The 21,369-nt window shown below is 60.8% G+C and carries 20 protein-coding genes; 19 read left to right on the top strand and 1 reads right to left on the bottom strand.

Annotation, left to right across the window (positions count from 1 at the left end; all coding sequences use genetic code 11):
- Positions 1-94: 94 nt before the first annotated feature.
- From treZ to HJB84_RS01620, 8 genes are all read left to right on the top strand, one after another.
- Positions 95-1,855: a malto-oligosyltrehalose trehalohydrolase gene (gene treZ, locus HJB84_RS01655; protein ID WP_246762878.1), complete on the top strand. Its 1,761-nt coding sequence runs from the start codon at positions 95-97 to the stop codon at positions 1,853-1,855.
- A gap of 26 nt (positions 1,856-1,881) precedes the next feature.
- Positions 1,882-3,747 (top strand): 4-alpha-glucanotransferase, encoded by a 1,866-nt coding sequence (gene malQ, locus HJB84_RS01650; RefSeq protein ID WP_207584707.1) that lies wholly within the window; start codon positions 1,882-1,884, stop codon positions 3,745-3,747.
- 192 nt (positions 3,748-3,939) lie between these two features.
- Complete coding sequence (locus tag HJB84_RS01645) at positions 3,940-4,101, top strand: hypothetical protein (RefSeq protein WP_207584708.1); 162 nt, start codon at positions 3,940-3,942, stop codon at positions 4,099-4,101.
- A gap of 548 nt (positions 4,102-4,649) precedes the next feature.
- Positions 4,650-5,525 carry a DMT family transporter gene (locus HJB84_RS01640; RefSeq protein WP_221115089.1) on the top strand — a complete coding sequence of 292 codons (876 nt, stop codon included), beginning with the start codon at positions 4,650-4,652 and terminating at the stop codon, positions 5,523-5,525.
- Between the two features lie 147 nt (positions 5,526-5,672).
- Entirely contained in the window at positions 5,673-6,587 is a 915-nt protein-coding gene (locus HJB84_RS01635; protein WP_221115088.1) for an ABC transporter permease, read from the top strand.
- A gap of 3 nt (positions 6,588-6,590) precedes the next feature.
- Positions 6,591-7,517 (top strand): ABC transporter permease, encoded by a 927-nt coding sequence (locus HJB84_RS01630; protein WP_221115087.1) that lies wholly within the window; start codon positions 6,591-6,593, stop codon positions 7,515-7,517.
- The gene (locus tag HJB84_RS01625; protein ID WP_221115086.1) at positions 7,510-9,144 is read left to right on the top strand and encodes an ABC transporter ATP-binding protein; all 1,635 of its coding nucleotides are present in this window, start codon (positions 7,510-7,512) and stop codon (positions 9,142-9,144) included. Before HJB84_RS01630 ends, HJB84_RS01625 begins: the two co-directional genes overlap by 8 nt.
- The gene (locus tag HJB84_RS01620) at positions 9,141-10,088 is read left to right on the top strand and encodes a 2-hydroxyacid dehydrogenase (RefSeq protein WP_221115085.1); all 948 of its coding nucleotides are present in this window, start codon (positions 9,141-9,143) and stop codon (positions 10,086-10,088) included. Before HJB84_RS01625 ends, HJB84_RS01620 begins: the two co-directional genes overlap by 4 nt.
- Before the next feature lie 29 nt (positions 10,089-10,117).
- Here HJB84_RS01620 and HJB84_RS01615 read toward each other — a convergent pair whose 3' ends face one another.
- Entirely contained in the window at positions 10,118-10,837 is a 720-nt protein-coding gene (locus HJB84_RS01615; protein WP_221115084.1) for a GntR family transcriptional regulator, read from the bottom strand.
- A 144-nt stretch (positions 10,838-10,981) separates the two neighbouring features.
- On the opposite strand from HJB84_RS01615, the gene araD reads away from it, so the two are divergent.
- The 11 genes from araD (at position 10,982) to HJB84_RS01560 (ending at position 21,369) form a co-directional block, all read left to right on the top strand.
- The gene (gene araD, locus HJB84_RS01610; protein ID WP_221115083.1) at positions 10,982-12,718 is read left to right on the top strand and encodes an L-arabinonate dehydratase; all 1,737 of its coding nucleotides are present in this window, start codon (positions 10,982-10,984) and stop codon (positions 12,716-12,718) included.
- Positions 12,719-12,727: 9 nt separating this feature from the next.
- Complete coding sequence (locus tag HJB84_RS01605; RefSeq protein WP_221115082.1) at positions 12,728-13,918, top strand: L-talarate/galactarate dehydratase; 1,191 nt, start codon at positions 12,728-12,730, stop codon at positions 13,916-13,918.
- Between the two features lie 22 nt (positions 13,919-13,940).
- Entirely contained in the window at positions 13,941-14,651 is a 711-nt protein-coding gene (locus HJB84_RS01600; protein WP_221115081.1) for a ribonuclease activity regulator RraA, read from the top strand.
- Between the two features lie 63 nt (positions 14,652-14,714).
- Positions 14,715-16,232: an aldehyde dehydrogenase (NADP(+)) gene (locus HJB84_RS01595; RefSeq protein ID WP_221115080.1), complete on the top strand. Its 1,518-nt coding sequence runs from the start codon at positions 14,715-14,717 to the stop codon at positions 16,230-16,232.
- Between the two features lie 318 nt (positions 16,233-16,550).
- On the top strand, positions 16,551-18,071 hold the full coding sequence (locus HJB84_RS01590) for an ABC transporter substrate-binding protein (protein WP_221115079.1): 1,521 nt from the start codon (positions 16,551-16,553) through the stop codon (positions 18,069-18,071).
- Between the two features lie 70 nt (positions 18,072-18,141).
- Positions 18,142-19,203, top strand: a complete 1,062-nt coding sequence (locus tag HJB84_RS01585) for an Ldh family oxidoreductase (RefSeq protein ID WP_221115078.1) — start codon at positions 18,142-18,144, stop codon at positions 19,201-19,203.
- Between the two features lie 169 nt (positions 19,204-19,372).
- A complete protein-coding gene (locus HJB84_RS01580; protein ID WP_221115077.1) occupies positions 19,373-19,663 on the top strand; it encodes a hypothetical protein in 291 nt (96 codons plus the stop codon).
- A gap of 39 nt (positions 19,664-19,702) precedes the next feature.
- Positions 19,703-20,107 carry a hypothetical protein gene (locus HJB84_RS01575; protein WP_221115076.1) on the top strand — a complete coding sequence of 135 codons (405 nt, stop codon included), beginning with the start codon at positions 19,703-19,705 and terminating at the stop codon, positions 20,105-20,107.
- Between the two features lie 67 nt (positions 20,108-20,174).
- A complete protein-coding gene (locus HJB84_RS01570) occupies positions 20,175-20,423 on the top strand; it encodes a hypothetical protein (protein ID WP_221115075.1) in 249 nt (82 codons plus the stop codon).
- Between the two features lie 317 nt (positions 20,424-20,740).
- The gene (locus tag HJB84_RS01565; protein WP_221115074.1) at positions 20,741-20,971 is read left to right on the top strand and encodes a hypothetical protein; all 231 of its coding nucleotides are present in this window, start codon (positions 20,741-20,743) and stop codon (positions 20,969-20,971) included.
- Between the two features lie 134 nt (positions 20,972-21,105).
- Positions 21,106-21,369: a hypothetical protein gene (locus HJB84_RS01560; RefSeq protein ID WP_207584725.1), complete on the top strand. Its 264-nt coding sequence runs from the start codon at positions 21,106-21,108 to the stop codon at positions 21,367-21,369.

Genomic DNA, 21,369 nt, shown 5'->3' with positions numbered 1-21,369 from the left:
CGCTTTCGCGTGTCCAATTGCGGACGAAACTTTTTGCTCCCGCAAAAGTTAAATAAATCTATCCCCACTCACCGAAGGCTTTCCCTTGACCAAAATGACGTTCGGCCCCGCATTCACCGAAGACGGCATTCTGTTTCGCCTCTGGGCTCCTCTGCATGACAGCGTGTCGTTGAAGATCGAAGGCGCCGATCCGCGTCCGATGCAGGCGGCGGAAGATGGCTGGCATCGGTGCATAGTTCCGAATGCCCATGCCTGTACGCGCTATCGCTTCGTCCTGCCGGACGGTCTCGAAATTCCCGATCCCGCCTCGCGGTTCCAGCCGCAGGATGTGCATGGTCCGAGTGAGGTGGTCGACCTTTCCTCTTATCGCTGGAAGACAAGCGACTGGCCTGGCCGGCCCTGGGAAGAGATGGTTATCTACGAGATGCACATCGGCTGCTTCACGCCGGAGGGCAGCTTCAGGGCGGCGATCGAGCGGCTCGATCATCTGCGAGAGCTGGGCATCACGGCGCTGCAGATCATGCCGCTCAGTGAATTCCCGGGTCGTTACAGCTGGGGCTATGACGGTGTGCTTCCCTATGCTCCCGACAGCAGTTACGGCCGGCCGGAAGATTTCATGGCGCTGGTGGATGCAGCGCACCAGCGCGGCATCTCGGTGTTCCTCGATGTGGTCTACAATCACTTCGGGCCGGATGGGAACTATATCCCCTCCTATGCGCCGCTCTTTACCGACCATCACAAGACGCCCTGGGGCCATGGCATCAACTACGACGGCGACGGATCGCAGATGATCCGCGAATTTGTCATTGAGAACGCCATTTACTGGATCACCGAATTCAGGCTCGACGGCTTCCGCTTCGATGCCGTTCACGCGATCAAGGACGACAGCGACGAGCATCTTCTTTACGAGCTTGCCCGCCGCGTCAGGGCTGCGGCCGGCGATCGGCATGTGCATCTGATCATCGAAAACGAGGAGAATGACAGCGACCTGTTGAAGCGTGACGAAAAAGGTGAAGCGAAGCTGTTCACAGCCCAGTGGAATGACGACGTCCACCACGTGCTGCATATCGCGGCGACCGGCGAAACCTTCGGCTATTATGCCGATTACGCTGGCGACGCTGGCAAGCTCGGCCGAGCGCTGGCGGAAGGTTTCGTGTTCCAGGGCGAACATATGTCGTATCGCGGAGGAGGCCGCGGCAGACCGAGTGGCCACCTGCCGCCGACCGCCTTCATTTCCTTCATCCAGAACCATGATCAGATCGGCAATCGGGCGCTCGGCGATCGGGTTCTGGCCTCGAGCCCGGCCAATGCCGTCAAGGCCGTCATCGCCATCTATCTGCTGGCGCCTGAGATACCGATGCTGTTCATGGGTGAGGAATGGGGTGCGGAGGAGCCGTTTCCTTTTTTCTGCGATTTCGACGAGGATCTGAACGAGAAGGTCAGGAAAGGCCGTCGCGAGGAGCTTTCGCGTCTGCCGGGCTTCGACGCCGACGACCTTCTCGACCCGACGGCGCCATCGACCTTTGCGGCCGCCAAACTGGATTGGTCGAAACGCACTACCTCTGACGTGCTTGAGTATTACCGGACACTTCTCGACCTCCGGCATCGGAAGATCGTTCCTTTGCTGAAGGGTGTGGCCGGCGGAAGCGCGGTCTACCGCTCGGCGGGAAACGCGATCGCGGTGGATTGGACCCTTGCGGAGAGCCGGCACCTTCATCTGCGCGCCAACCTAGGCAGCGAGGCGGGACGGCCGCTTGACCCGCAACAGGGTGACGCCGAGACGATATTCCGTCTCGGCAGCGACGGCGGCGATCTCGCGCCCTGGACGGTGATCTGGAGCATGAGCAAAGCGTGACGGCGGTGCGAGGAAAGGATCGACTGATGAAATCCGCTGAGCTCGATAAGCTCGCCCGGCTCCACGGCATCAGCCCGACAAGACCCAGCCCCGAGAACCGGGAAGTGGCGATTTCCGCCGAGACCAAGCGCAAGATACTCTCTGCACTGAACATCGAATTGACGAGGACGGGTGAGACTGGCGCGCCGCGGCGGGAAGCGAAGCCGGCGCGCGGGAAGATTCCGGTGTCATTTCTGCCGGATTTCCTGTCCGACACACGGGTCTGGGGCGTGAGCCTGCAGCTTTACGAACTCCGGTCGGCACGCAATTGGGGCATAGGAGACTTCAAGGATCTGGCTGATATGGCCGATCTGGCGGGATCGCTGGGGGCCGATTTCATCGGACTCAATCCGCTTCACGCGCCGTTCCTCGCCGATCCCGACCGTTGCAGCCCCTATGAACCCTCAAGCCGTCAGCATCTCAACCCGCTCTATATCGCAGTCGACCAGGTGCCGGGGTTTGCCAGCAGTCGCGAACTCGAACGGGAGTTGGAGCGCCTTCGCCAATCCGATCTCGTCGATTACATCGGCGTCGCGCGGACCAAGCTTGGAGCGCTTCGTGATCTCTGGTCGGCATGGCGCCAGGGTCGTGTCAGTCGCAAGGCCGCCTCTGACGGCCCGGCCGATTTCGACGCCTTTGTCGCGCAAGGCGGCGACAGCCTGCGGCTGCATGCGCTGTTCGAATGCCTCTCGTTTTACATGGTCGAGCGCGGAGCGGGCGCCGGCTGGCAACGGTGGCCAGCCGAGTTCCAGCGCGTCGACAGCGCTGCCGTCACCGATTTTGAACGCGAGCACCCGGACGATGTTCGTTTCCACATGTGGCTACAATGGCTCGCCCACCGGCAATTGATGCAGGCAGCAGATCGAGCGCGCAAGGCCGGGCTGCGCATCGGGCTCTATCTTGATCTTGCCGTCGGGGAAGCGGTCGATGGCTCGGCGACATGGAGCGAGCCGGATATCTATGTCTCCCAGGCCACCATCGGCAGCCCTCCCGATCCATTCGCCGTCGACGGCCAGGACTGGCACCTCGCTGGATACCTGCCTTCAAAAATTGCCGCAGGGGAGATGTCGCCGTATCGACGCATGGTCAGCACCTCCATGCGCTACGCGGGCGCCATTCGCATCGATCACGCGCCGGCAATCCGTCGCCTTTTCCTGGTTCCATTGGGCGACAGGCCGGAGAGCGGCGCCTATGTCCGCTATCCCGAGGATCGGCTGCTGCAGATCCTCGCCGAAGTTTCCGCCGAACACCGATGCCTCGTCATCGGAGAGTCCCTGGGAATGATCCCGGAAGGATTGCAGGAAGATCTGGCCGCTGCCGGCATTTTCTCCTACCGGATCCTTTCCTACGAACAGGACGACAAGGGCTTCAAGCCGGCCGATGCCTATCCCGTCCTCGCGCTCGCCTGCATTTCGACGCATGACCACCAGACCCTTGCCGGCTGGTGGCGCGGCGCCGACATTCGGGACCGTTGTGAACACGGTATCGTACCGCCCGATCTCACCGAAGAACATCTCAAACACCGCAAGCACGAACGGAGGAACCTGAAGGTCACCTTCAAGGTTGCCGGCATCGATTTGCCGGCCCGCCTTGCTGCCGCAAGGGTAAGCGAGGAAACGCTGAGGGAACTGACCGTCAGCGCCTATCGCTTCATCGCGCGGACTCCGTCGTTGCTCGTCGCGGTTCGGCTTGCCGATCTCACCGACGAAAAAAAGCCGACCAATGTTCCAGGCACCAGCGACAGCTATCCGAACTGGAAGCCGAAGCTATCGGTTTGGCTTGAGGATTTGACGACTAGTCCGCTGCCCGAGATCGTGGGGGCGGTGATGCGAGAGGAAAGGCCGCGGGAGTGATCGAGGTCGAATGAACCGCCAGCTTCGCCATTGTCGTTCGATCGGGCCTGCCGCGCGTATGGAAATCGATCGGGCAGGGAACGAATACGAAGCCGGCGAATTTTCAAGGAATAAGGACAGGGATCGCCGAGATAAGCCTGTCCGCGTTCGCCGCTTCAGATGCGGCGCGACCAATATGATGGAAACAAGACCATGACGACCGCATTCATCCTTATCGCATTGGCTCTCATCATGATCTACGCCGGTCCGACGTTGCTGTTCATCTGCTTCGGCTATGCCGACTATGTGCTGGAGCGGCGAAGACATATGATGGCTCTGAAGCACGCCGTGAGACGTCGCAGCGATGAGCTTTAGAGTAATTCCTGGAAATCGCTTCCTTTCCCGTGCGAAGTGGTCAGCTTTCGTCGGTCTTGGGCATCGGAAAGGGAACCGGCTTTTCCGGCGTGGCGCGGATTGTCAGGCTTTTCGACCCGTCTGAATAGGTTGACGGCATCCGATTAAGGTAATCGGAAAAGTCGACGACGAAGTTCAGCCGGCCGTATTTTTAAAATTGAAAGCGTATTCCATCGACGGCGCTCTCCCGGCTTTCGAGTTCCCAGCTGCCCCCATCATCGTCACGTGCCGTCGAGTGTCATCAAGCCTAGTTTCTCGATGGGATATGGCAGTTGTCGCCTTCAAACTAATATATTTGTATTTTAGTGTGGACGCCGGGCGAGGGATCGAGATAAGACCGTCAGATCGCGCGACCGACAGATAGCGATGCCCATCCCTGATGAGTTGAGCGATCCTGGCACCTGCACGCCAGGAAGGCTCTTATTTCTGATGGATTGCTGGTTCAACGCGCTGCCGAATCGAACGTCCGATATTGGCAGAGCCCACATCGTTCAATCAGGAGAAGCGTGATGCAGCCCGGTCGCACAGGCCTTGCCGTCTGCATGATGGTGGCCGCCGCCTTTTTGAATAGTCTTGACGCCATCATTGTGCGCTTGCTGGCCGGCGACGTGCATCCCTTGATGATCGGCTTTTTCCGCTCGTTTTTCGGACTTCTTGTCGTCTCGCCGTGGATCGTGTCCCGAGTCGGTCTGAAAGCCTCTCCCTATCGTGTTCTGCACGCCGTGCGTGCGGGTCTGAAGCTTGCCTCACTGGTTGCTTTGTTCATCGCCTTTGCGCACGCGCCACTGGCCGATGCCACGGCGATTAATTTCACCATGCCGATGTTTCTCGTTCTCGGTGCATGGCTTGTCCTCAAGGAGCGCGTCGGCGTCTCCAGCGTCGCCGGCATCGCCGCAGGCTTTATCGGCGTGATGATCATCATTCGCCCCGGAGCGTCAGGTTTCGACCAATGGCTGCTTTTTGCCCTTGCAGGAGCGGTCTTGACGGCGGCTAGCCAGTTGATGCTTCGGCGCATGGCGTTGAGGGATAGCGCGGACCGGCTGGTTGCGTGGAATCTCACTACCACGGTGCCGCTTGGCCTGATCGTCATGCTGCCGATTTGGTCGATGCCGACCTGGAGCCAACTCGGGTTGCTTGCTCTGCAAGGGGCACTCGGCGCACTCAACATGACGCTGATCACGCGCGCCTTCGGTATGGCGGCTGCAAGCGTTCTGGCGCCGCTCGACTTCCTCCGGCTGCCGGTCGTGGCACTCATGGCCTTCCTATTTTTCTCCGAAGTTCCGGCAGCAGAGACGTGGATTGGTGCGGCGGTCATCATTGGCGCGACCATCATTGCAACGGGCGGTAGGGCGTGGCGACGAAAGCCACCGGTTGATAAGACTTGACGATTTTGAGAAAGGGGGTTCACAAAAATTCTAGATGCACTAATATTTCAGTTTGCTTCTGTCGCCGGAGGGGCATGACCGGCGGACTTCGGAACAAGCGAAGACCAGACCTGACGGTCCGTATGGGTTTCACTCGGGAGGAGTGGCATGAAAAGTTTCATCGGCAAACGCGCGATCGCCAGCGGCGTATCGCTCGTGGTGCTTATCGTCATCGTGTTCTTCTTGTCCCGGCTGACAGGGGATCCGACCGACCTCTATCTGCCGATCGACGCGACCACGGAATTGCGCCAGCAATTCCGTGAGATGAACGGGTTCAACGATCCGTTGATCATCCAGTTCGGCCGTTATGTCTCAGATCTCGCACAGGGCAACTTCGGCCAGTCCCTGCGGCAGGCCCGCCCTGCCATGGACGTCGTGCTCGAGGCCTTCGTCTGGACCTTCTGGTTGGCTGCCATCACCATGGCGCTGGTCACGGTCGCTGCGATCGTCATCGGTTCGCTCGCGGCGTTTCGCGTCGGCGGTGTCTTCGATCGTCTTGCCACCTTCTTCTCGCTGATCGGCGCTGCGGCCCCGGATTTCTGGCTTGCTATCGTGGCGATCGTCATTTTCGCCGTCAAACTGCATGTCCTGCCGACATCGGGAACGGGAACCTTCTGGCACTGGGTGCTGCCGGTCAGCGTGCTGTTCATCCGGCCTTTCGGCCTGATCCTGCAGGTGGTGCGCGGTTCGATGATCAGCGTTCTGTCTTCCGCCTACGTGAAGACAGCGCGCGCCAAGGGCGTCCGTTCGAACTCGATCATCTTCGTTCACGGATTGCGCAACGCCATGCTGCCGGTGATTACAGTCATCGGCGACCAGGCGGCCGCCATTTTGAACGGTGCCGTTGTCGTCGAGACGGTGTTTGGTTTTCCTGGAATCGGCAAGCTGATGATCGATTCCATCCTGCTTCGCGATTTCGCCGTCGTGCTGGCCGTCATCATGGTCTCGGCATTGGCGATCTTCATCATGAACCTGCTGATCGACATCGCCTATGCGTTGCTCGATCCGCGTATCCGGTATTGAGCGATGACGATGACCGACACGCAGATCTTCATCGAGAAAAAACCGAGCGGCCCGATCGGGCGTTGGCTGACCATGCTGTGGGCGGACAAACTCGCTTTCTTCGCCGCTCTATTCCTCCTGATCGTTCTTCTCTGTGCGCTGTTTGGCCCGTTTCTGCTGGAGAGCATCGCCACCAAGCAGAACCTGCGGGGCCGAAACGCGCCGCCGTTCGATATCACCCGCGGATTGCTTTACGTTCTTGGAGCCGATGCGCTCGGCAGGCCGCTTCTTGCCCGCGTCATCGTGGCGGCGCAAAACACCATCCTGGTTGCCGCGGCGGCGGTGTTTGCATCATCTGTCGTCGGCACGGGGCTCGGACTGGTGGCGGGTTACAGCCGCTCTTCCGCCGCGCAATGGATCATGCGCCTCGGCGACGTGATCATGTCCTTTCCGTCGCTGCTGCTGGCGGTGATCGTGCTCTATATGCTCGAACCCTCGGTCACCAATATCGTCCTTGTCCTGGCGATCACCCGCATTCCCATCTATCTGCGCACCACCCGCGCCGAAGTACTGGAAGTGCGCGAGCGGATGTTCGTGCAGGCGGCGAAGGTCATGGGAGCATCGTCCCGGCGCATTGTCTTCCATCACATCCTGCCGGTGATCTTTCCGACGCTGGTGACCATCGCGACGCTTGATTTTGCCTTCGTCATGCTGGCGGAATCCTCGCTGTCGTTCCTGGGGATCGGCATTCAGGCGCCTGAGATCACCTGGGGTCTCATGGTTGCCCAGGGGCGGCCCTATCTTACCAATGCCTGGTGGCTTTCCTTCTGGCCGGGCCTTGCGATCATCCTGACGACGCTGTCGCTCAATCTTCTGTCGAACTGGCTGCGCATCGCGCTCGATCCGACGCAACGCTGGCGCCTTGAAATGAGGGGCGGGAAAAATGGCTGAACATCTTCTGGAAGTGCGTGACCTCTCGGTCGAGTTCCATACCGTCAGCGGCACCGTCAAGGCTGTGCAAGATGTCAGCTGGCATCTCGATCGCGGCGAGACGCTGGCGATCCTGGGGGAAAGCGGCTCGGGCAAGTCCGTGTCGGCCTCGGCGATCATGAACCTGATCGACATGCCACCCGGCAAGATCACCAGCGGCACCATTCTTCTCAATGGGCGCGACATGCTGAAAATGACGCCCGAGGAGCGGCGTTCGATCAACGGCGCCAAGATCGCCATGATCTTTCAGGACCCGCTGGCCCATCTCAACCCGGTCTACACTGTGGGTTGGCAAATCACCGAAATGATGACCACGCATGGTCAGTCCGCAGAGCACGCCCGTGCCAGGGCGCTGGAACTCATGGAGCGAGTCGGCATAACCGATCCGCAGGCGGCGATGCGAAAATATCCGTTCCAGTTTTCCGGCGGGCAGCGGCAGCGCCTGATGATCGCCATGGCGATCGCCTGCAAGCCCGACATCCTGATTGCCGATGAACCCACCACCGCGCTGGATGTTACGGTGCAGGCACAGGTGCTCGAACTTCTGCAGGAATTTCAGCAGGAAACCGGAATGGGCTTGTTGCTGATCACACATGATCTCGGCGTCGTCGCGGAGATCGCCGACCGGGTCGTGGTGATGAATTCCGGCTGCGTCGTCGAGACCGGCAATGCGGCCGAAGTTTATCGCAACCCGCAGAACGCCTATACGAAAAAGCTGATTGCCGCCGCACCCGGGAAGGGCGCGATGGCGCAAGAGCGTGACCGCCAGGGCGAACCGCTGCTGCGCGCCATCGGCTTGAAGAAGAGTTTTGGCGCATTCCAGGCACTGAAAGGCGTGGACTTCGTCATCATGCCGGGCGAAACCGTTGCTGTCGTCGGCGAGAGCGGTTCCGGCAAGTCGACCCTTGCCCGGGCGATCGTTCGCCTCGATGATCCGCAGGAGGGCCAGGTCCTCTACCGCGGCAGCGATCTGCTTGCGATGACACCGAAGGAAATATTCGGGCTGCGTCGCGATTTGCAGATGGTCTTTCAGGACCCGACGCAGTCGCTCAACCCGCAGATGACCGTGTTCCGGCTGATCTCCGAGGCCTGGGTCATTCACCCGGATATCCTGCCGAAAGCGAGATGGAAGGAGAGGGTGGCCGAATTGCTGGTCCAGGTCGGCCTGAAACCGGATATGGCGGACCGATATCCGCATCAATTTTCCGGCGGCCAGCGCCAGCGCATCGCAATTGCCCGCGCGCTGGCGATGGAGCCGAAACTGATCATCTGCGACGAGGCGGTTTCGGCGCTCGACGTGTCGATCCAGGCGCAGGTGATTGCCTTGCTCGATGGCCTGCGCCGCGAATTCGGCCTGTCCTACCTTTTCATTGCACACGACCTGCCGGTGGTTCGCGATTTCGCCGATCGCGTCATCGTCATGAAGGCCGGCGAGATTGTCGAGGAGGGGCCGGTGGACCAGATCTTCAACGCGCCCTCCCATCCCTACACCCAGGCGCTGCTTGCCGCCAGCCTCGATCCCGATCCCGAGGTTCAGGCGACGCGCCGCGCCGCACGTCGCACACAGGAAGGACTCGTTCCCGCATGAAGCCCGATGTCATCGTCGCCTATCCGCTCCGGCCCCGTCAGATGGCAATGCTGGAGGACACCTATACGCTGCACCGGCTGGATCTTGCCGAAGGCTGGGAACGGGATGCTCTGCTTCGGAAAGCCGGCCCGATCTGCACGGCCCTGGTCTGCAACGGCCATGTGACGATCGACGAAGCCCTGCTTGCGAAATTGCCGGTACTGAAGCTGGCCGCCTGTTCCTCGGCGGGCTACGACCAGATGGATGTCGAGGCGATGACGCGGCGCGGCATCAAACTCACCAACACATCCGAAGTGCTGTGCGACGACGTTGCCGACACGGCGCTGCTCCTGATGCTGGCGGCGCGACGGCGCCTGCCGGAAGGTGACCGTTATGTGCGCTCCGGCGACTGGGGGCGCAACGGCATGATGCCGCTGACGACGTCGACCTCGGGAAAGCGGGCCGGGATCGTCGGCCTCGGCCGCATAGGCATGGCGATTGCCAGGCGCTGCGAAGCCGTCGGGCTGACGGTCGGCTATTGCGGCCGGACGAAAAAAGCCGGCAATGATTTTGCCTATTTCGACGAGCCGGTAAAACTCGCCGACTGGGCCGATATCCTGATCGTGGCGACGCCGGGCGGGGCCTCGACCGAAGGGTTGATTTCGGCTGAGGTGCTGAATGCGCTCGGACCGGCGGGCAGCTTCATCAACATTGCCCGCGGCACCGTGGTCGATGAGCCGGCCTTGATCGAGGCTTTGCAGGAACGGCGGATCGCGTCGGCCGGCATCGATGTCTACCTCAACGAACCCAATCCCGATCGGCGCTTCGCAGCACTCGATAATGTTGTGCTCTATCCCCATCACGCCAGCGGCACCGAGGAAACGCGCGACAGGATGGCGCAATTGACGATCGACAACCTTGCCGCCTTCTTCGCAGGCAGGCCGCTGCTGACGCCGGTCAATTGAACCAGGCTGAAACCCGCGGCGCGGCAGGGTTAGACGAAGTAATCCGGGAATTCCTTCCTGAGGTCTTCCACTTTTGCGACGGTGCGGCTGAGATGCTCACGGACCGCGTCGACGGCACCCTGTTCGTCGCGGGCGGCAATCGCGTCGATGATGGCGTGGTGACCGTCAAGGATGCTCATGATCTTTCCCTTTTCGGGCAGATGCAGACGACGAATACGCTCGAGATGGCCGGACCGCTCGCGAACCAGTTGATGGAGGCCGCTGCGCTTGGCGCCTGCGAACAATGTCTGGTGAAAGAGCTCGTCGAGCTCCTGGAAGATGGCAATCTGGTCGACGTCGTCGGCGACTGCCGACTGCATTTTGATGATCGAGCGGGCGCGCGTAATGACACTCGGATCCGGGTCCGGATCGGTCGCGAGACGGCGGCAGACTTCCGATTCCAGCGCGACACGAAGGAAGTGCGCCTCGTAAATCTGCAGGACGTCGATCCTGGTCACCACAGTGCGGGACTGTGGGTAAATGCGCACCAGGCCTTCCTGTTTGAGCAACTGCAACGCGTCACGAATGGGAGTCTGGCTGACCTCATAGGTCTCCGTCAGCTCGGTGCGCGACAATGTGGTGTCTGGCGGGAGCTGAATGGTGATGATGCGCTTTCTGAGGTCATCATAGACGCGCTGGACCGTGCTGCCGGCCGCGACTGGAAAACCGGGTGCAGTCAGGCCGAATGTGGAAGCGAACTGGGAATTCATATGAAGCAATCCTTTTCACTCCATTCATAGCTTTGCGTGACCTAATGCACAAGAATGCAAAGTTGCCGTTGATATATATGGGAAACTAAAATATCAGTCGAAGGAACCTGTGCGGACGAGCGCGCAAAAAGCTGGGAGAAAGCCGTGACAGCTGGGAAAACTTACGAGCAATTGCGGTCGGCCCGATGGATGCTGCCGGATGATCAGCGCTCGTTCGGTCATCGGTCGCGGACCATGCAGATGGGGTATGCGCCGGAGGATTGGCAGGGAAAGCCGATCATTGCCGTCATCAACACCTGGTCTGACGCCCAGCCGTGCCACATGCATTTCCGCGAACGCGCCGAATGGGTGAAGCGAGGAATTCTTCAGTCGGGCGGGTTCCCCATGGAGCTGCCGGCCCTTTCCCTTTCCGAAAACTTCGTCAAACCGACCACCATGCTCTATCGCAACATGCTGGCGATGGAGACCGAGGAGCTGTTGCGGAGCCATCCTGTCGACGGCGCCGTTCTGATGGGCGGCTGCGACAAGACGACACCGGGCCTGATCATGGGCGCCGTCAGCATGGGCATTCCCTTTGTTTATCTCCCGGCCGGCCCGATGCTTCGCGGCAACTACGCCGGCAAGACGCTCGGCTCCGGGACCGACGGTTTCAAATATTGGGACGAGCGGCGTGCCGGCACGATCACCAAGGAGGAGTGGCAGGGCATCGAAGGCGGAATTGCCCGCAGCTACGGCCATTGCATGACCATGGGCACGGCGTCGACCATGACGGCGATCGCGGAGGCCATGGGATTGACTCTGCCGGGCGCTTCCTCGATTCCGGCCGCCGACGCTAACCACCAGCGCATGTCGGCAGCCTGTGGCCGCCGCATCGTCGATATGGTGTGGGAGGACCTGACTCCGGACCAGATCATCACTCCGGCGGCGGTCAACAATGCCGTCACGGTCGCCATGGCGACCGGCTGCTCCACCAATGCGATCATTCACCTGATCGCCATGGCGCGGCGCGCCGGCGTCCCGTTGGAGCTCGATGACCTCGATCGCATTGGTCGCACGACGCCGGTTCTTGCCAACATCCGCCCTTCTGGTTCGACCTACCTGATGGAGGATTTCTTTTATGCGGGTGGCTTGCGTGCGCTGATGAAGCAACTCGGCGACAAACTGGATCCAGCCGCGATTACCGTCACGGGAAAATCCCTGGTGGATGGCCTCGACCAGGTGAAGATCTACAATGACGACGTCATCCGGCCATTGTCGAACCCGGTTTATCACGAAGGTTCGCTGGCCGTGCTGAAGGGGAACCTGTGTCCCGATGGTGCGGTCATCAAACCGGCGGCCTGCGACCCGAAATTCCATCGCCATTGCGGCCCGGCGCTGGTCGCCGACAGCTATGCGGAGATGAAGAAGATCATCGACGATCCCGATTATCCACTGACCCCGGACACCGTGCTCGTGCTGCGCAATGCCGGCCCCCAGGGCGGCCCGGGCATGCCGGAATGGGGCATGATCCCGATGCCGAAGGCGCTGTTGAAGCTCGGCCTGCGCGACATGGTGCGCATTTCGGATGCCCGCATGTCCGGAACCAGTTTTGGCGCCTGCGTGCTGCACGTCGCGCCGGAATCTTATATAGGCGGGCCTCTGGCATTGCTGAAAACGGGCGACATGGTCGAGCTCGACATTCCCTCACGCAGCCTCAATATGCTAGTTTCCGAAGAGGAGATCGCAGCGCGGCGCGCCGCCTGGGTGGCGCCGACGCGGCATTACGAGCGCGGTTACGGCTTTATGTTCTCCAGCCATATCGAGCAGGCCGACAAAGGCTGCGACTTCGACTTCCTGACGACGGAATTCGGTGGCAAGACGCCCGAACCGGCTATCAACTGAGGCACCGCGATGTTTGATCCCGATCGACGCACGATCCCCGCACAACCTCCCAAGGCAGGCTTCGCCGCCGGCCCATCCAAGCTGGACGCCATCCGATCGGTCACCCTGTCGCTCGCTTACCTGCCGTTGGCACGGCCGATCAGCGATGCCAAGGTTCTAACTGGCCGGCAGAAGCCGCTGACGGAGGTGGCGTTCCTGTTTTGCGAGATCATCTCGGAGGCGGGCCATAGCGGTCTCGGCTTCAGTTACTCGAAGCGGGCAGGCGGGCCCGCTCTTTATGCACATGCCTGCGAGATTGCCGATAACCTGATCGGCGAAGATCCCAACGATACCGCGCGGATATGGGACAAGCTCTGCTGGGCCGGGGCCTCCGTCGGCCGCTCCGGCATTGCCACGCAGGCAATTGCCGCCATCGACATCTGCCTCTGGGATATGAAGGCGAAACGTGCTGGCCTGCCGCTTGCGAAGCTGCTTGGCGCCCATCGGGACAGCGTCGCCTGCTACAACACTTCAGGCGGCTTCCTGTCGTCGAGCGTCGAGGAAATCCGCGATGCCATCGATCACTCGATAGCCTCCGGTATCGGCGGCATTAAGATCAAGGTCGGCCAGCCGGATCCGATGATCGACCTTCGCCGGCTTGATGCCGTGACCAGCCATATCGATGGCCGTGTGCCGCTGATGGTCGATGCAAACCAGCAATGGGACCGTACGACGGCGTTGCGCTTCGGCCGGCTGGTCGAGCCGCTCAATCTCGAATGGATCGAAGAGCCGCTCGATGCCTATGACGCCGAGGGCCACGCCGCGCTGGCGCGAGAGCTCGCCACGCCCATCGCCACCGGCGAAATGCTGGCAAGCGCCGATGAGCACATGGCCCTGATCCGAGCCGATGCGGTCGACTTTATTCAGCCGGATGCGCCGCGGGTCGGCGGCATCACGCCCTTTCTGCGCATCTGTACGCAAGCGGAGGCGAAACGCATGCGCCTGGCGCCGCATTTCGCCATGGAAATCCATCTGCACCTGGCGGCCGCCTATGCGCACGAGCCGTGGGTAGAGCATTTCGATTGGTTGGCGCCGCTGTTCAACGAGCAACTCGACATCAAGGACGGCCGGATGATCGTGCCCGCCCGTCCGGGGCTTGGTTGCAGCCTGACGGGCAAAGCCCGTGACTGGACCGTGGAAACGCGCAGCTTCGGCGTCTGAATTTGAACGAGGAGAAGGAAATATGAACCCCGCAACCCGTGAAAAGCTAATGGGTGTCTCGGTCGCGACGCTCTGCTCGGCACTGTTCAAGCGCGGTCTGAGAAACCAGACGGTCCAGGATGTTCGGCCCGTGCAGCCGAAGGGCCGCAATATGGTGGGGCCGGCCTTCACGCTGCGTTACATGCCGGCGCGCGAGGACCGCAACGCCATGAACGTTTTTCGGAACCCGAAACATCCGCAACGGCTGGCCATCGAGACGTGCCCAGACGGCCATGTTCTGGTGATGGACAGCCGCAAGGACCCGCGTGCAGCCTCCGCCGGCGACATCCTGATTACCCGTCTGATGATGCGCGGCGGCGCCGGCGTCGTTACCGACGGCGGCTTCCGGGACGCCGTGACGATCGGCGGCCTTGATATTCCCGCCTATCACCATCGTCCCTCCAGTCCGACCAACCTGACGCTGCACGAGGCGATCGACATCAATGTGCCGATCGGCTGCGGCGATGTGGCGGTCTTCCCGGGCGACATCATGGTTGGCGATGACGATAGCGTGATCGTCATCCCGGCCGAGATCGCCGACGAGATCGCTGACGAAGCGGTCGAAATGACCGCATACGAGGATTTCGTCACGGAACGCGTCAAGCAGGGACATACGATCATCGGCCTCTACCCGGCCACCGACGAAAGCAATCTGACGCTCTTTGCCGAATGGCGGAAGGTGAACGGCCGCTAAAGCGGCGCATCTTGCGCGATCACCGCATCAGGACGGAGCGAGGCTCCGCCAAGGAGGACAACTATGAGCTGGACCCCTTCAGGCAGGCATCTCATCGCCGGCGAGTGGATTGCCGGAACGACGACATTTCGCTCCGAGCCGGCACACGGCCCGGCACACGACTTTGCTGTTGGTACAACGGAACTGGTCGACCGTGCCTGCCGCGCCGCCGAAGCGGCATTTGCGGCGTTTTCCGCAAAGACATGCGAGGAGCGCGCCATTTTCCTCGATACAATTGCCGAGGAGATCGACAGATGCGGCGAGGCCGTCACCCTGATCGGAACTGAGGAAACCGGGCTCCCGGAAGGACGGCTCAACGGCGAGCGCGCTCGTACCACCGGCCAGCTCAAGCTGTTTGCCGAGCATATCCGCAAGGGCGCCCATCTTGACGCTCGTATCGATGCAGCGCTTCCCGATCGGCAACCGGCGCCGCGGCCCGAGATCCGTCTGGTGCAGCGGCCGATAGGTCCGGTCGCCGTCTTCGGCGCCTCGAATTTTCCGCTGGCATTTTCGACGGCCGGTGGCGATACCGCGGCCGCGCTTGCCGCCGGCTGTCCGGTCGTGGTGAAGGGACATTCAGCCCATCCCGGCACAGGTGAGATCATTGCCGAGGCGATTGCGGCTGCTATCGAACGCACCGGAATGCCGGCCGGCGTCTTCAGCCTCATCCAGGGAGGGCGCCGTGATGTCGGAACGGCTCTGGTGACGCATCCCGCCATCAAGGCCGTCGGCTTTACCGGATCGCTTTTCGGCGGTCGTGCGCTCTTCGACCTTTGTGCCCAGCGCCCTGAGCCCATTCCCTTTTTCGGTGAACTCGGCAGCGTCAATCCGATGTTCCTGCTGCCGGCCGCGACCGCCGCCCGGGCTGAAGCGATCGGTTCCGGCTGGGCCGGCTCACTGACGCTTGGCGCCGGCCAGTTCTGCACCAAACCCGGTATCGCCGTCGTCCTCGACGGGCCGGAGGCCGACAAGTTCACCAGTGCCGCCAAGTCGGCTCTTGAAAAAGTGGCACCACAGACGATGCTGACCAAAGGCATCGCCACCGCTTATCACGACGGCGCCGACCGCATGCGAGCAAGCAATGCAGTCGCACCGGTTCTCGCTGCAAAGAGTGCTGGCCGCGAGGCAACGCCGAACCTGTTCGAGACCAATGGCTCGGCCTGGCTTGCCGATCACTCGCTCAGCGAAGAGGTGTTTGGTCCTCTCGGCCTCGTCGTGCGCGTTGGCTCGCCGGAAGAGATGCTGGCGCTTGCCGAGAGCTTCCAAGGACAACTGACCGCGACCATCCATATGGACGACGCAGATCTTGGCCTTGCCCGCGACCTGCTGCCAATCCTCGAAAGGAAGGCAGGCAGATTGCTGGTCAATGGTTTCCCAACCGGCGTCGAAGTCGTCGATTCCATGGTGCATGGCGGACCCTATCCGGCCTCGACCAATTTCGGCGCGACCAGCGTCGGCACCATGTCGATCCGCAGGTTTCTGCGCCCCGTCGCCTACCAGAATTTCCCCGCCGGACTGTTGCCCCAAGATCTGCGCAACTGAGACCGGGGAATACCAAATTGATCGCCGCGGCGAAACTTCGCGGGATCAGGACCAATGCGTGCGCCGCTGACCGGTCTTACCGATAAAGAGGTCGCGATGGTGCGCGGACAGGCCGGCTCCCCCGGCTAAAAGATTGAGCGTTCAGACAGGGGGATGGCTCGTGTTTCGGGCACCGTGATTGATTGCTCTTTTCAACTGGTATATTAGTGCGCTTGTGCATTAGGGTGGCGTTCGCAGGAGGAGACGAATGCCGGACCACCGGAATCAGGACGAAGATTCGCTGTAAGGGGCGCCGACGGCGCATGGGAGGAGAACGAAATGAAACTGCATTTGCTAGCTGCCTGCTTTTCAACCGCGGTGATCGGGCTGAGTATTGGCTCGGCTCACGCTGAAGATGCCAAGAGCAACGTCACTGTTGTGCTTGCCGAAACCGTCGATGTCGTCGAGCCCTGCATGGCAGCGCGCCAGGACGTCGGCCGGGTCATTTCTGAAAACGTCAACGAGATGCTGGTGGAATTCGACTACGTCAATGGCGGCCTCAAACCCCGCCTGGCGACGGAATGGTCGAAGATCGACGACGACACCTGGGAGTTCAAGCTGCGGCCGAATGTGAAATGGCACGATGGCAAACCGTTCACCGCCAAAGATGTCCAGTTCACGATCGAGCGCAACAAGAACAAGAAGCTCAGCTGTGAGACCGGCGGAAAATACTTTGGCGGCACGGAATTCAGCTTCGAGACGCCGGATGCCAACACGATCCGCATTACGACAAAACCGGCGCAGCCAATTCTTCCGTTGCTGATGACGGTGATGGCCGTGGAGCCGGCCGAAACGACACCCGCAGACGAATTCACCCGCAAGCCGATCGGAACCGGCCCCTATACGTTCGACAAATGGGAGATCGGCCAGTCGATCGTGCTGAAGCGCAATCCGGACTATTGGGGGGAGAAACCGCAGGTGGAACAGGCGACCTATCTGTTCCGCTCCGACAGCGCGGTCGCAGCCGCCATGGTCGATGCCGGCGAAGCCGATATCGTTCCGGCCGTATCGGTGCAGGATGCCACCAACAAGGAAACAGATTTCGCTTATCCGAATTCGGAGACGACATCGCTGCGCATCGATACGCGCGCGGCACCCCTCAACGACCGGCGCATTCGCGAGGCGATGAACCTCGCCATCGATCGTCAGGCAATGCTCGGAACGCTGTTCCCTGAACAGGCGAAGATCGCCACACAGCTCGTCGTACCCACAACGATCGGTTACAATGCCGATATTCCCGTCTGGCCCTATGACCCGGAAAAAGCAAAGGAACTGGTCAAGGCGGCGAAAGCTGACGGCGTCCCGGTCGATCAAGAGATTCGCATCATCGGCCGCAACGGGCAATATCCGAACGCCACCGAAGCGATGGAAGCGATGATGGCCATGCTTCAGGACGTCGGTTTGAACGTAAAGCTCGATATGTATGACGTTTCCGTGTGGAACGGCTACTTCGTGGCACCTTTCGTCGCCGATTCCGGTCCGACGCTGACGCAGTCGCAGCACGATAACGCGACCGGCGATCCCGTCTTCACCGCCTTCGTGAAATACGCGACCGACGGCTCTCACTCCATGGTTCGGGATCCCGCAGTCGACGCCCTCATCGCCAAGGCGACCTCAGCCACCGGAGACGCGCGCACAAAACTCTGGAAGGAGCTTTTCGCCAAGGTGAACACCGAGATCATCGCCGATATCCCGATGTTTCACATGGTCGGATTCACCCGCGTTTCGCCGCGTCTCGATTTCAAGCCGACGATCGCGACGAATTCCGAGCTGCAGCTATCGCAGATCCGCTTCAAGTAAGCCGGTTTGCGGATCGACGCGCGGGCCGCCTTCCCTGAATGGCCCGCGCTTTCGATGACATGACGGATGGATGCCTATGCCGCTGATTGACCGCATTGACCTCACCCAATTCGCCGAGCAGATATTGATCCGCGCCGGGATGGAACCCGACAAGGCCGAAATCACAGCCGCCGTCCTGGTGGAAGGCGACATGATCGGCCACGAAACGCATGGCGTCAGCCTTTTGAACTGGTATGTCGAAGCGTTGGAAGATGGTTCGCTGGCGAAGTCGGGTAGCTACGAGGTGGTCAATGACCGCGGCGCAGCCTTTGTGTGGGACGGCAAATCTTTGCCCGGCGCATGGCTGCTGACCAAGGCGATCGACCAGGCCTGCGAACGCGTACGCGATCATGGCGTCGTCACCGCCGCAATCCGAAACTGCCATCACACCTGCGCACTGTCAGCCTTCATGCGGCAGGTTACCGAACAGGGCCTCATCGTTCAGCTGTCGGTATCGCATCCCGCGGCAAGCCGAGTCGCGCCCTATGGCGGCACAAAGCCGCTCCTGACCCCCAACCCGATGGCGGCCGGCTTTCCGACATCCGAGGATCCGATTCTGATCGACGTCTCCGCCTCGATCACCACCACGACGATGACGCAAAACCTGGCGAACGCCGGCAAGAAATTCCCCGAGGCCTGGGCCTTCACCGCCGCGGGCGAGCCGACCGATGATCCGCGCGAGGTGACCGAACGTGGCGGGACAATGATGCCCCTCGGCGGTCAGTTGAAGGGACACAAGGGCTTTGGGTTCGGGCTGATCGTCGAACTGCTGGGGCAGGGGCTTTCCGGCAAGGGACGGGCGAACGCGCCGCCCGGTGTGTTTTCGCAAAGCGCATTTATTCAGGTCATCGACCCCGCCTTTTTCGCCGGGCTGGACGCCTTTACCGCGCAGTCCGATTATCTCGCCTCGGCATGCCGCAGCAACCCATCCGCGCCGTGGAACAATGGCCCGGTCCGCATGCCGGGTGACAGCGCAGCCCGCAGGCGCCGCTCGGCGTTGGAAGAGGGCGTGCCGGTCGGCGATGTGCCTTGGGAGAAGCTCTGTAAATATGCCGCGCTTTTTGGCCTGCGCATTCCTGATGTCGCCGCGTGAGGCACGCGTCTAAGACTGGCCTTGAACGCGCGATGCCAGTCCCAAGCTCGATCTCCTGAAGACGTGTGTCATGACGTTTCCAGCCGAAATATGGAACAATCTCTATCGTCTCTTGTTACATTAGCGATGAAATAAGTAACGCGCAAAGGCAGGAACAGCTGGAGGTTCCATGAAGCGGAGCATAGAGTTTGGGCTGGTTTTTGCCGTTATTCTGACGGGCTGCACGACCGGTGCAGGCGATTACGCGTCGGCGGGACTGGCCCCCATTCCCGGCAGCATCACCTATCATGGTCAGCCTCGCACGAAGTTGACGAAATCGCCCGTGGGTTCTTCCTTCCCGCACAGCTTTACAGATCAATGGGGACGCCAGGTCGAGGAGATTTACATCATCCGGCCTGATCGGAGCTTGCTGATCGCCGAGCGCCACTATCGGCCGGTCTTCTCGCTCGACGATAACTAGAACAGGGTGATTTTACCCCCAGGGGAAGGAGAATTGATCGTGCCGCGACGCAAGAGCACTGAGACGACGACCCTCGACACCAAAGGAGCCAAGATCGGCGAACCGGTGCCGAAAGCCATCATCGATACGAACGCGGCCTCGGTCGGCATTCCCCGGCAGCCTGATCAGGGCCTGCGTGAGGAATTGAGCGCGTTGCGACAGCAAATCGACGCGCTCCAGCGGCAGGTGTTCGATGGTGCCCGATCGTTAAAGGGAGGCGCCCGGAAAGCAAAGCGGCAGACGGAAGCGGCTGTGAAGCTCTATCCGGCTTCGACGCTCATCCTCGTTGCGGCCGTTGCGGGTGCGTTCGCCTTCGCTGGACGCCGCGCTTCTCTGCCGCGCCATCGCCATCAATCGCTGCGCGAGTTGAGGGATCTTTACGACGCGATCCGCGAGCGCATCTGACAAGATTTCAGGATTGTCAGCATCGCGATTATGCCCGACACTTGCTCATCGAAGCGAGGGCAACCGCATGCTCGACATCATTATACGGAGCGCTCTTGATATTGTTCAGCGTACGGAGCGCCTGATCGTGGCAAGCAAGCAGCTGCTGAAGAGTGAAGACCTTGACGAAGTCGAAGTGTATGAACTCGATTGCGAGATCGAACGGCTCGGGGATGCGGTTTTCGTCGTGGACGAAGCCATTCGGTCACTTGCACGCGCCGTCGAATGTTGGCCGCAGGCCGCACGGGCCTACGGCATAAACAGAACATTGCATTGATGGGCTGTCGCTGCCTTGGGCAGAGCTGGCAATTCACGGAGCCCGTTCCGGACGTGTTTTCGAGCCGCGATCTGCGTGTCACGCCGATGTCACGCGACCATGGAAACAATATGTGCTTGATCGGCATGGTTGGGATGAGGCTGAGGTCTCAGACCTAGCGATTGCCGTTCTGATGGCGGGAACCGGCCGCTCTGTTGTTTGATCGATTTTTAAGCGCATTGGAGACACTCGATGAGGGATGTGCTGCCGACTATCACGCGTGTCCTGAGCCGTGGACGGCTGGGGCAATCCTCCTTTTGTTTCGATGGGGCATCACGATGACCTCGAAGACCTCCCGGCGAAAATCTCAGCCCCACGAATTCATCTTTCCGGTTCACACACGCACGATCGCAGAGATCAGATATGACAGCCTCAGCCGAGTCATGACGGTGGTCTATCACGACGGCCGCTCGACGACGACGACCGGCATACAAGGCCCGGCGATGCTGAGGATTCTCGCCCAGCGTCCGCTGGAGCGCTCTCCGTTCCTGTTGCAGACGGTCATCTGACCTGGAGAAACCGTCGCCACCTCTTGTCTCTGCCGCGTGACAAGGCATCCGCTGGCTAAATCGGCATGATTGTGCATCCATTTCCCGCAGGCTGCGTTCCTCTCCTACAGTCAGACCTAATGGAGTGAATGCCGATGACCTTTCCACCGCCGAAAACCGAAGCTCCCGCGCAACGCTTTGAACAGGCAACCGAGGCCGCGCGCGACGCATTGGAAAGACTGATTGCCGTCGCCAATGAGTCCGGATGGGCAACCGGAGAGATAACCGCGGCGCTGCTTAAGGCCGCGCAATTTCTGAGCGACGCCAACAAGAAAGATCCCGATCCGGCTGATGACCCTGTCATCAGCGATGCTTCCGCTAGGCAAGAGCAGATTGGTCATGGCGAGCTGTACGACTAA

Source organism: Rhizobium sp. NZLR1b (genome assembly GCF_019685155.1).
Classification (GTDB): Bacteria; Pseudomonadota; Alphaproteobacteria; order Rhizobiales; family Rhizobiaceae; genus Rhizobium.
Note: the sequence above shows the minus strand (reverse complement) of the source record. Positions and strands in the feature narration are given on the sequence as shown.

Coding starts and splice junctions, on each gene's coding strand:
- treZ (WP_246762878.1), top strand. CDS start 95: ATGACGTTCGGCCCCGCATTCACCGAAGACGGCATTCTGTTTCGCCTC.
- malQ (WP_207584707.1), top strand. CDS start 1,882: ATGAAATCCGCTGAGCTCGATAAGCTCGCCCGGCTCCACGGCATCAGC.
- HJB84_RS01645 (WP_207584708.1), top strand. CDS start 3,940: ATGACGACCGCATTCATCCTTATCGCATTGGCTCTCATCATGATCTAC.
- HJB84_RS01640 (WP_221115089.1), top strand. CDS start 4,650: ATGCAGCCCGGTCGCACAGGCCTTGCCGTCTGCATGATGGTGGCCGCC.
- HJB84_RS01635 (WP_221115088.1), top strand. CDS start 5,673: ATGAAAAGTTTCATCGGCAAACGCGCGATCGCCAGCGGCGTATCGCTC.
- HJB84_RS01630 (WP_221115087.1), top strand. CDS start 6,591: ATGACGATGACCGACACGCAGATCTTCATCGAGAAAAAACCGAGCGGC.
- HJB84_RS01625 (WP_221115086.1), top strand. CDS start 7,510: ATGGCTGAACATCTTCTGGAAGTGCGTGACCTCTCGGTCGAGTTCCAT.
- HJB84_RS01620 (WP_221115085.1), top strand. CDS start 9,141: ATGAAGCCCGATGTCATCGTCGCCTATCCGCTCCGGCCCCGTCAGATG.
- HJB84_RS01615 (WP_221115084.1), bottom strand. CDS start 10,837: ATGAATTCCCAGTTCGCTTCCACATTCGGCCTGACTGCACCCGGTTTT.
- HJB84_RS01605 (WP_221115082.1), top strand. CDS start 12,728: ATGTTTGATCCCGATCGACGCACGATCCCCGCACAACCTCCCAAGGCA.
- HJB84_RS01600 (WP_221115081.1), top strand. CDS start 13,941: ATGAACCCCGCAACCCGTGAAAAGCTAATGGGTGTCTCGGTCGCGACG.
- HJB84_RS01595 (WP_221115080.1), top strand. CDS start 14,715: ATGAGCTGGACCCCTTCAGGCAGGCATCTCATCGCCGGCGAGTGGATT.
- HJB84_RS01590 (WP_221115079.1), top strand. CDS start 16,551: ATGAAACTGCATTTGCTAGCTGCCTGCTTTTCAACCGCGGTGATCGGG.
- HJB84_RS01585 (WP_221115078.1), top strand. CDS start 18,142: ATGCCTATGCCGCTGATTGACCGCATTGACCTCACCCAATTCGCCGAG.
- HJB84_RS01580 (WP_221115077.1), top strand. CDS start 19,373: ATGAAGCGGAGCATAGAGTTTGGGCTGGTTTTTGCCGTTATTCTGACG.
- HJB84_RS01570 (WP_221115075.1), top strand. CDS start 20,175: ATGCTCGACATCATTATACGGAGCGCTCTTGATATTGTTCAGCGTACG.
- HJB84_RS01565 (WP_221115074.1), top strand. CDS start 20,741: ATGACCTCGAAGACCTCCCGGCGAAAATCTCAGCCCCACGAATTCATC.
- HJB84_RS01560 (WP_207584725.1), top strand. CDS start 21,106: ATGACCTTTCCACCGCCGAAAACCGAAGCTCCCGCGCAACGCTTTGAA.